At 63.4% G+C, this 9,406-nt stretch carries 4 protein-coding genes; 1 reads left to right on the plus strand and 3 read right to left on the minus strand.

Annotation, left to right across the window (positions count from 1 at the left end):
- Positions 1-6,984 (minus strand): glucoamylase family protein (locus VGE27_RS03510; protein ID WP_331048250.1); only part of this gene is annotated, 6,984 nt, incomplete at its 3' end.
- 238 nt (positions 6,985-7,222) lie between these two features.
- Between VGE27_RS03510 and VGE27_RS03515 the strand changes: the two genes are divergently transcribed.
- The gene (locus VGE27_RS03515; protein ID WP_331048251.1) at positions 7,223-7,447 is read left to right on the plus strand and encodes a hypothetical protein; all 225 of its coding nucleotides are present in this window, start codon (positions 7,223-7,225) and stop codon (positions 7,445-7,447) included.
- A 12-nt stretch (positions 7,448-7,459) separates the two neighbouring features.
- On the opposite strand, the gene VGE27_RS03520 is transcribed toward VGE27_RS03515, so the two are convergent.
- Together VGE27_RS03520 and VGE27_RS03525 are read right to left on the minus strand one after the other, a co-directional pair.
- Entirely contained in the window at positions 7,460-8,749 is a 1,290-nt protein-coding gene (locus VGE27_RS03520) for a universal stress protein (RefSeq protein WP_331048252.1), read from the minus strand.
- Positions 8,750-8,818: 69 nt separating this feature from the next.
- Positions 8,819-9,406, minus strand: a 588-nt coding sequence (locus VGE27_RS03525) for an ATP-binding cassette domain-containing protein (protein ID WP_331048253.1), incomplete at its 5' end; no start/stop codon positions are given.

A 9,406-nucleotide genomic window follows, 5' to 3' on the forward strand; every position in this document is an offset into this window, starting at 1 on the left:
ATACAGCAACGCCATGGCATCCTGCAGCTGGTCTCGAAATCCAAAGGCGCCACTGCTCTGGTAGAGTCCCGTGCGCGCCCACAGGCGTGACGATGTGGCCTGATAGAGCATCCAGGTATTGACCAATGCGTCGAACGATGGTTCCGGCGTTTGCACACGTATCATGCCCAACCGATCGGCCCATGCCGACTCCGCCCGCTGCATGGCTTCACGCGCGGATTCCGGTGTGCGATACCGCGCCAGCAACGTGCGTGCCTCGCCTTCGGAAGGCGCCGCGCCCACCTGCACCACGATATCCCGTGTTTCCCCCGGAGCCAGCGTCATGCGCATCTGCAGCGCACCGCACGGATCGATATCCGCGCCGGTTCGGTTGTCGAGATCTCCTCCGCGCAACGCCATCGGGTCGCGACGACTTCCTCGTGGACCCAGAAACGCCGCGCGGTCTGCCGTATAACTCGTCACGGGCTCGCTGACCCCGAGGAATGCGACCCAATCCATGAACGCCGGGTCAAAGCTGTTGCAGGCCACGATGCAGGATTCGTCTCGCAGGAAACGTGTGCGCACCTGGTGCTGCGTGAGTTCGCGGTGTGCACCCAGTACCCACTCCACAAACGCCGTGATGACCAACGACCGCGGTCGATTCGTGTGATTGGTGATGCGCACCACCACCAATCGCACCGAATGGGCTTCCGGCACTCCCACGGTCAGCTCGGTTTCTATCCCGTTGTGTTCATGTCCGAAGGACGTGGAGCCGGTGGCGTGGCGTACCCGGTACGCACCTGCGTTGCGCACCGGGTCTGGAGTCGCCGACCAGAGATCGCCCTGCTCTGCGTCCTGGATATAGAGCGCATCACTGACTGGATTGCTGATGGGATCGTTGTGCCACGGTGTGAGACGGAAGAAATGTGCGTTCTCAGCCCACGTACAACCGATTCCGGATTCGGATACCATGCAGCCGCCGTGAGGATTGGCGATCACGTTGATCCAGGGTGCTGGAGGCAGGTGCTGTCCGTCGATTCGCATCAGATAGCTGTCGTCCGCATCCAGTCCGCCGATGCCATTGTCGAAGCGCAGGGGTGGCAGGTCGATCGGTGCCGCTGGTGCGATGAGCGGCGGAAGGATCGGGGCAGACAACAACGGCTCGACCAGGGGCTTGATGGCGGAGACAATAGTGGCCAAAGCCCCGGAACGCTCACCGCCCGCGATGACGCTGGAGGCGTTCGCCATCCGCAACGCGGCCGTGCCGAGAATGCGTTGCAGGGCCCGACCATCACACGGGACCTGCAGACGCGCCGTCGCGGAGAGCATCAGAAAGTCGCTTCCCGTGAAACCGTCACGGCGACGTACAAACGTGCCACCAGACTGATCGAGGAGCGTACTGTCGCCGAACGAGGCGATCGCATCGCTGATGGCATCGCGTATCTCCTGCTGATAGCCATGCTGTTCCCCGTTGATGATCACGAGGTCCACGGCCAAACCGCGTCGACGCCAATAGTGATGCGCCATGCAGAGTTCGCGCAGGGTGGGCAGTCCTGCCATGCTGTCTATCGTGGCCAGCAGGATGGGCACGTCGCCGGATATCCCGTATGCCCAGAGCGCGGGCTGTGCACCACGATTGCGCCAACGCTCGTCCGCTGGCGGTGCGAGGCTTCCTCGCCCAAAAAGCAGCTGTGTCGCAAGGTCCTGAAAGAGTGCTGCCTGCGATGCGGTGAGATCCAACTCGCGTAGTTCGATCTGCGTGACCGTGGCCGCGACGTCGAATGCGCGTTGCGCCGCCTGCGCCGCGTGGTAGCGATCGGCCAAGGCAAACGCGCCTTCGCGACTGTCGGCGATCAAGGTGGTGAACGCCACGTTCACCGACTGTCCGGGTGGAACACGGACATGAGTTCGCAGAGCCATGATGGGATCGAGGACGGCCCCTGTCGTGCCGGAAAGCGGCCCGCTGGCGTCGAGCATCAGAGGATTTCGAACCGAACGTCCACGACCGATGAAACGCGCACGGTCTGTTTCGCAGCTTGCCGAGCCCAGGCGATCGGGACCGTCATCGAGCAGGTGCACGCACCAGCGGACGGGATCTGCCGGTGACCGGGGACGGCGATAGGCCGTGATCGCCGCGCACCATGCGTGCCATTCCGTCTCGACAAAGAGATTGGAGAAGGCTGGGTGCGCACGATCTGTATCCACCGACGTCATCACGATCTCACTGTAGCTGGTGAGTTCGATGTCGTGTGCCGTGCGTCCGGCATTCGTGAGGGTGATGCGTCGAACTTCGGCGGCATCTCCCGGCACCACCGTGATTTCCGTGTGGGTGGTGATCTCGCCATCCACGCGATGCAACGACACCCGGTCCAGCGCCATGTGGGTCCACGACCGTTCTCCTGACGGTCCCAGCGGTGCGGCGCCAGCCGACCAGACCCGTCCGGTGGTCAGGTCGCGGAGATAGAAGAACTGGCCCGTGTCATCGGTCGTGGCGTCGGCCCGCCAGCGCGTCACGGCCGTGGTGTTGTGCAGACTGTAGCCACTGCCGCTGTGATTCAGCATGACGGTGTAGGGACCGGAGCCAAGCAGTGCGACACGTGGTGCGGAGGCTTCCGCGGTCTCCACGATGCGCGCCACGGGCGGTTCAGCGAGCTCAGGGCGTGTTGGTGCCTCCTGCTGTCCGGGTTCTGCCGTTCGCTTGACGACGACGCGTGGTACCCGTTCATGCAGGAGCTGCTCGGCGGCCTTCACCAGGGGGTCCGCATGGAACCGCCGAACCCACACATCCGACTGAAGTACGTTGGTCAGGGAAGCCAGCGTCATGCCGACATGGTGAGCCATCCACGCGTGCACGGCGCCGAAGGGTTCATCCGGCGTCGGTCTGGTGTAGTCGAGCGCGTCGAAGAATCCGAACTCGCCCAATACGCCCATGTCCTCGAACGCACGCATGTTGCCGAGGGCTCGGCGCGGATCCACCAGCGCGGCGAGGGCGGTGGCGTACGGCGCGACCACGATATCGCGTCCCAATCCACGCTGCAGCGCGAGGTCCGGCACACCAAAGGCGCGGTACTGATAGGTGTGTTCGTGGTCGCGCACATTGTGGAGACTCTCGCTCATGCCCCACGGCGTACCCTTGCTGCGCGCGTAGCGGCGCTGCTGCTCCACCGCACCATGATAGGTCTGGTCGAGCAACGTGCCGGTGAGTGACCGCATGACCAGAAGTGGCATGAGATACTCGAACATGCTGCCACTCCATGACACCAGCGTGGTCGCACCCCGGGCATGCGTCAACAGACGGGACAGGCGAAACCAGTGCTCCACCGGGACATCGTTCTTGGCGATGGCGACAAAACTCGCCAGCCGGGCTTCCGACGCGAGGAGATCGTAGAACGCGTCGTCATTCACCATCGTATCGGTGTGGAATCCGATGGTGAACAATTTGCGGGCAGGATCGTACAGAAAACCGAACTCCATCTCCATCACCCAGGTCCGTGACTGCCCCGCCAGGCGGCGCAAACGCGGTGCCAGTTCCGGATGATCCGAAGCGAGCTGTCGGCAACCCTGTCGGACGGCGAGCAGGTGCCCCGCGAGATTGCCGCTGTCGACCGTGCTCACATAGGCCGGAGGCAGTGGCGCCAGATCTTTCAGGTCGTACCAGTTGAGGAAGTGCCCTCGGTACCGCTGCAGTCGATGCATGCTGGCGAACGCCCGTTCGAGGCGTCCGACCGTGTCTTCGGCGGTGATCAACCCGAGATCGTGTGCACTCAGCGTCGCAAGCAGCTGGAGGCCGATGTTGGTGGGCGACGTGCGCATCGCCACCGCGGGTGCAGGGTCATCCTGAAAATTGTCGGGAACCAGCCAGTGTGAATCGGCGGTCACGAATCGATCGAAGTACGCCCAGTGCCGCTCCGCATAGCGGCGCACGTCCGCACGATCTTCGTCACTCAGCGGCGCGCGTGCAGCGGTGGGCGGCTGACTCCAGTGCGACACGAACCTTGGGGCACTGAGCCAGAGCAGCACGAGCGGCCACATGGACAGCAGGAGCGGCCACAGCGAACTCCATGAGCCGTGGGATCGGACGATGCTCCAGACCGATGCGCCGGTGGTGGCAATGGCAGCCAGAGCCAACAAAGCGGTCACGGCACGGAAGGCGCGCCAGCTTTCGCGGCGGATGTCGACCACCTGCTGTTCGACGAGTGCTGCAGACTGCCACTCGAGGAGATTTCTCCGCGAGACGCAGACACGATAGAGTGTCCGCAGGATGGCGTCGGCAGACAGCCACGCCTGGTGTGGAAGCACGACAAGCGCGAGAAAGGCCTGCTGTGCCCCCATCCTCGCATCCTGGGCCACAGAGGCATAGTGCTCCCGCCACGCTCCCTCACGTGGTGGACGCAGCAGGGCAAAGCACAACGCGATCGTCCACGGTGCCACGACCAACGTCAGCACCAGCAATGTCCAATACACCGGCGAACCTGGCAGCACCGTCCAGGCACAGAACAGCAACAGCACCTGAAAAATCTCCACCGTGCTGCGACGCAGATTGTCGACAATCTTCCAACGCGCCAGAAAGGACAGCCGATTCCGCTCCCGACCTTGGGGACCCGGGATGGTCGGCCGCAGCCAGGTCAGGAGTTGCCAGTCTCCGCGAATCCACCGATGCTTGCGGCGGCTGTGACTGAGGTAGGTCGATGGAAAGTCATCATAGACGATGACATCGCTGGCAAGACCCGCACGCGCGTAGTTGCCCTCGAGCAAGTCATGTGAAAGGAGCACATTTTCAGGGAAGCGACCTTCCGTGACACGCTCGAAAATGTCGACGTCATAGATCCCTTTGCCCGTGTAGCTGCCCTCACCATGCAGATCCTGGTACAGGTCGGAGCTGGCCGTGGAGTAGGGATCAACACCGGGTTGACCGGAGGCGATTGCCGCAAATTGTGAAGCGTGAGCACTGGGCAGCGAGACACCGACACGCGGCTGCAGAATGCCATAGCCGCGCCCCACTCCATGGCGTGCGGCATCGTACACCGCGCGATTGAGGGGATGTGCCAGGGTGCCGATGAGCGCTGCGGCACCGTCTTGCGGCAACATGGTGTCCGCATCCAGCGTGATGACGAACTGTGCACCTTCCAGCACAGACACATCGCCACTGATGACCGAAAAGCCTGAACGGTCACCGGTGCGCAGCAGATGATTGAAGGCACTGAGCTTGCCGCGCTTGCGCTCCCAGCCCATCCATACCCCTTGACCCGCATTCCACTGTCGCGCGCGATGGAGCAGAAAGAAGCGCGCGGCACCTCCTGAGGCGTACTGTCCATTCAATCGCTCGATCCCCTGCTCCGCTGCAGCAATAATGGCAGCGTCTTCCTGCATGGTTTCCGTGGGGGCATCCACGAAATCCGAAAGCAGAGCGAAATGCAGGGGCGCGTCGCTGTTGGCGAGAAACTGTACCTCGAGGCGCTCCAATGCCCGCTGCACATCCCGCGAATCACCGAAGAGCGTTGGCATGACCAGCACCGTGTGATGCGCGGCAGCCACCTCCGGGATCCGAACATCGAGACGGGGCAATACATGCGTGGGCAATACTGACATGATCAGCTGCTGCGCCAATACGTTCCCGAAATCCACCAACGGTCCAACCAACAGCAGAAGTAACCAGACCGGGTGAAATGCCGGCGGTCCGCGCATGAGCAAGACCGCCAGGAAGGCGATAGTGGTGCATACGATCAATCCGCCAACGAACACCATGTTTGGAGCGCGGTGCGCCCAGCGCTGGAGTCGCTCTCGGAATTTCGGTCGATAGCCCGCCCACCTTTCAAGCTCGGCAAGCCCTTGGTCGATGAGGTAGTAACCCACATGACCCATTGGTGCGGTCTGACCCGGGACCGCTGTTCGCATGCCGATGCGTGCCAGTTCGACCGCTTGCGCGGCGACCGCCACTTCAGCGCGGCCCGTGGCCTTGGCAATCCGCTCCACGACATGGCGATACCGGTCGCGGGTTGCGAAGACCATAGTGGGATAGGTGCCATCCGGATCTGCACACAACACGGCATTCATCGCGCTTTGATGCTCGACGAACACCCGCCAGTCGCGCAAGCCGACATCACGTAGGCTCGTGATGGTGTTCGCCATGACGCGCTGGGTGAGTGCCAGTCGCTGCGTCGACTCCGCCACCACCTGGGCAGGAGGAACACCCGCGTCGTGCAACCAGTGCTCGAGCCATTCCAACGCCGTGGAGGCACCTTCCGTTTGCCGCAGCAGCTGCAGGAATCGCGATACGAAATGCGGCGAGAGCGCGTGGTCCTGCTCGGCAAACTCCTGCAACGCCAGACGCACGTGCGGCCCGCCGAGCATGTTGGCATCCCGGATGCGATCCGCCGCGACAGTGGCCCGAGCCCGCTCATCGAGCCGCATCACCGTGCGCAATGTCATTCGGCGCACACTTTCGATCAGGCCAAGACGCAGCATCGCGGGCACGGCCCACAGCTCGCCGATCGACAGGGGCGTCACGCCCTGAAAAGCGTCGACATACAGGTCGACATTGTCGGGCGTCAATTGTGCTTCCGTGTGCGAGATCAACGAGATGGCCATCTCGTACACGCGCGGATAGCCGGTCAGCGGCCCCGCGGTCAGCTCCGGGAGTTCTCGATAGAAGCCCCCCGGCAGACTGTTCCGTACAGTCTGCAATTGTTCCTGCACCACATGGTAGTTGTCGAGAAACCAATCACCCGCCGCATCACCTTCAACTTCCGTTTCCGCGGCCGAGAGAATCAGCCTATTGCGTGCCGTGGAGAGGATTTCGCGAGTTTGCGAGAGCCTCTCCAGGAGTCTGGCTGGTCGCAGGGGCCCCCGCCCGGCTGTGACTTTCTGGTGACGGGCGATCTCGCGTGCTCGTGTGGCCAGGTGATCCGCACCGAGCAGATCTCCCCTGATGGGCCCAGCGAGCAACTCTTCACTGGCGTTGGTTTGCAGCGCTATGGGACTACTCGATCCAGGAAACCATCGCATGTGTCAGGCTGGGGGTCATGGTATTGGTCAGGATCGTGTGCCGTCACAGCCTGGGCAGTACCCCTGTATGGCATTGAAGACCTTCGACCGCCCAATGGCTCTGGCCACAAACCTTGGGTCTTGTCGAATGGTACACCGCCCGGGGTCAAGCGATTGCTCGTCGGCGACATTTCTTCCGCGGGATTGTGGTTTGGATTCACGTATTGTCCGACGTGTGATCTACGCCGACATTCCGGACATGACTCCTGCTTTCCCTTCCCATTCGCCGTCCAAATTCGACGGCAGTGAACGTCGCCAGAATCCGCGTCTGCGTGAACTCGTGGACGAAATGCTGGCCTCCATTCGCGTGGCGGCCAATCAGGATCTGTGGACGTCCGATGAAAGAATGCGCTGTGAAGCCGACATGCTGCGTATCATGGAGACCGTGCGCGCCAAGGCGCTCGAGGGACGCCCGACGTCCTGACGGTCCCGGTGGTCAGTCGAAGACGATCTGCGTCTGACCACCGTCGTATGTGATACACAGCACCTGGTCACGGCCTTCCTCGTCGACGATCAGCTCCACCTGTTCGCGTCCCCGAACCTGATGCGAGAGGTGGGCGTGGTCGGCGTCGCCGAACATCAGCACGATACCGCCCTGCGGTGAATCGAGGCTGGCGCCGGCGAACGCGAGGTGATGACCGATCGGCTGCACCCCAATGTCGCGCTGACGCACTTCCACCGTGCAGGCGCGCCCGCGATTGCGCGTCGAAAACGCCGCCAGTTCGGCATCCAGATGCTCGGCCGCCAATCGGCGCGTCTGACGATGACGCGCAATGGCCTGCGCCCGCGCCAGCGCGAGCGTGCGCGCACTGCCAGGCACACACAACACGGAGCAGGGTGCCGTACGCACGAGCTCCGCTGTGACACTGCCCAGCACCATACGCCGCAGAAATCCATAGCCGTGGGTGGCGGTGACGATGAGATCGGCGTCCACTGCGTGCGCGTGTTGCCCGATGGCTGCCGCCGCGTCGCCTTCCAGGAGCTGTGCACTGAGCGTGAGGCCGGGCCGTCTCAGGTGCGACATGAGCTCTTCAAAGCTGCGCGCTGCTTGCTCCCGATACTCGCTGGCGAACTCCTGCAGCATCGGGGCAGTGCCGTCGAGTGATGGAGCAACGTGCACGAACTGCACCCACGCATCAGCCGACACCAGCTCCAGCGCCACCTGTGCGGCGTAGATGCTGAACACGCTGAAGTCGGTGGCGATCACCACGCGCTTCGGCAGCGCGTGGTGCTCCTGGCTCACCGCCAGGACCGGTGTATCACCAAGCTGCAGGAGTCGCAGCACAGTCTCACCGCCCAGGACGCGTTCCAGCAAACCATGCTTGCCGCGGCCCGTCACGATGAGCCGCGCATCGGCCTCCCGCGCCTGATGCACGATCTCCCGCACCGCGTCGCCCGATCGGACCGAAACCGGCCAGGTGACGCTGGGCGGCAGTAGCCGCGCCATCTGTCCCTGAATCGCCTCGAGCCGGCCGTCCAGCAGGACGTTCATCGGCACGGTCGGCACCGGCATCGCATCGATGGCGAACGTGGGCATCACGTGGGTCATGAGTGTGCTCACCACCTGCACCGGCGCGCCCGTGTGCGCCGACAGATGCAGCGCCATGGGGAACGCCGCGTCCGATGGCTGCGCCCCATCGCTGGCCAGCATGAGCGGGCCGCGCGGCGCGGCGACCGGCTCGAACGTGGACAGGAACTCGCTGAGTTTCGGTGTGGTCGATCCCATGGGCACTCCAGAAAACAGGATGTTCTACGGATGATCTATGGATGATCTACCCTGCAGTGTCGCCCATTATCAGGCATCTGCATATCCGGGTTCACCCGACACCACGTGGGGATGCCACCGTGCCACGGGTTCGACGCGTGTGACGCCGATGGCATCCAGAAAGTGCCGATCGTGCGAGGCAATCACCAACGCGCCGTCGAAGCCGCGCAACGCGCTCTCCACCGCATGCAGGCTGGCGAGATCGAGATGATTGGTGGGTTCATCCAGCAGCAGCAATCGCGGCGCCGATGCACCGGTCACGCCCAGCACACAGGCGAGCGCGGCCCGCATACGCTCTCCCCCACTCAGCTGACTCACCCGCCGCTCCGCCTGTTCAGCGCGAAACCCAAATCGGGCCAGCGTCGCGCGCAGCGATTCTTCTTCCAGCCGCTCACCACGGGCCACGGACGCGGCCCGCATCGCATCGAGAATCGTAGCATGGGCATCGAGCAACGTGGCGTGCTGGTCGAGGAACACCACCGACGTGAGTGGCACACCACGATACAGTGCCTGCTCGTCTATCGGGTGCTGTCCGGCGAGCACCCGCAACAGCGTCGACTTGCCGCTGCCGTTGTCACCCACCAGCGCAATGCGCTCGGGGCCGCGCACTTCCAGGTG

This window comes from Gemmatimonas sp. (assembly GCF_036405635.1).
Classification (GTDB): domain Bacteria; phylum Gemmatimonadota; class Gemmatimonadetes; order Gemmatimonadales; family Gemmatimonadaceae; genus Gemmatimonas.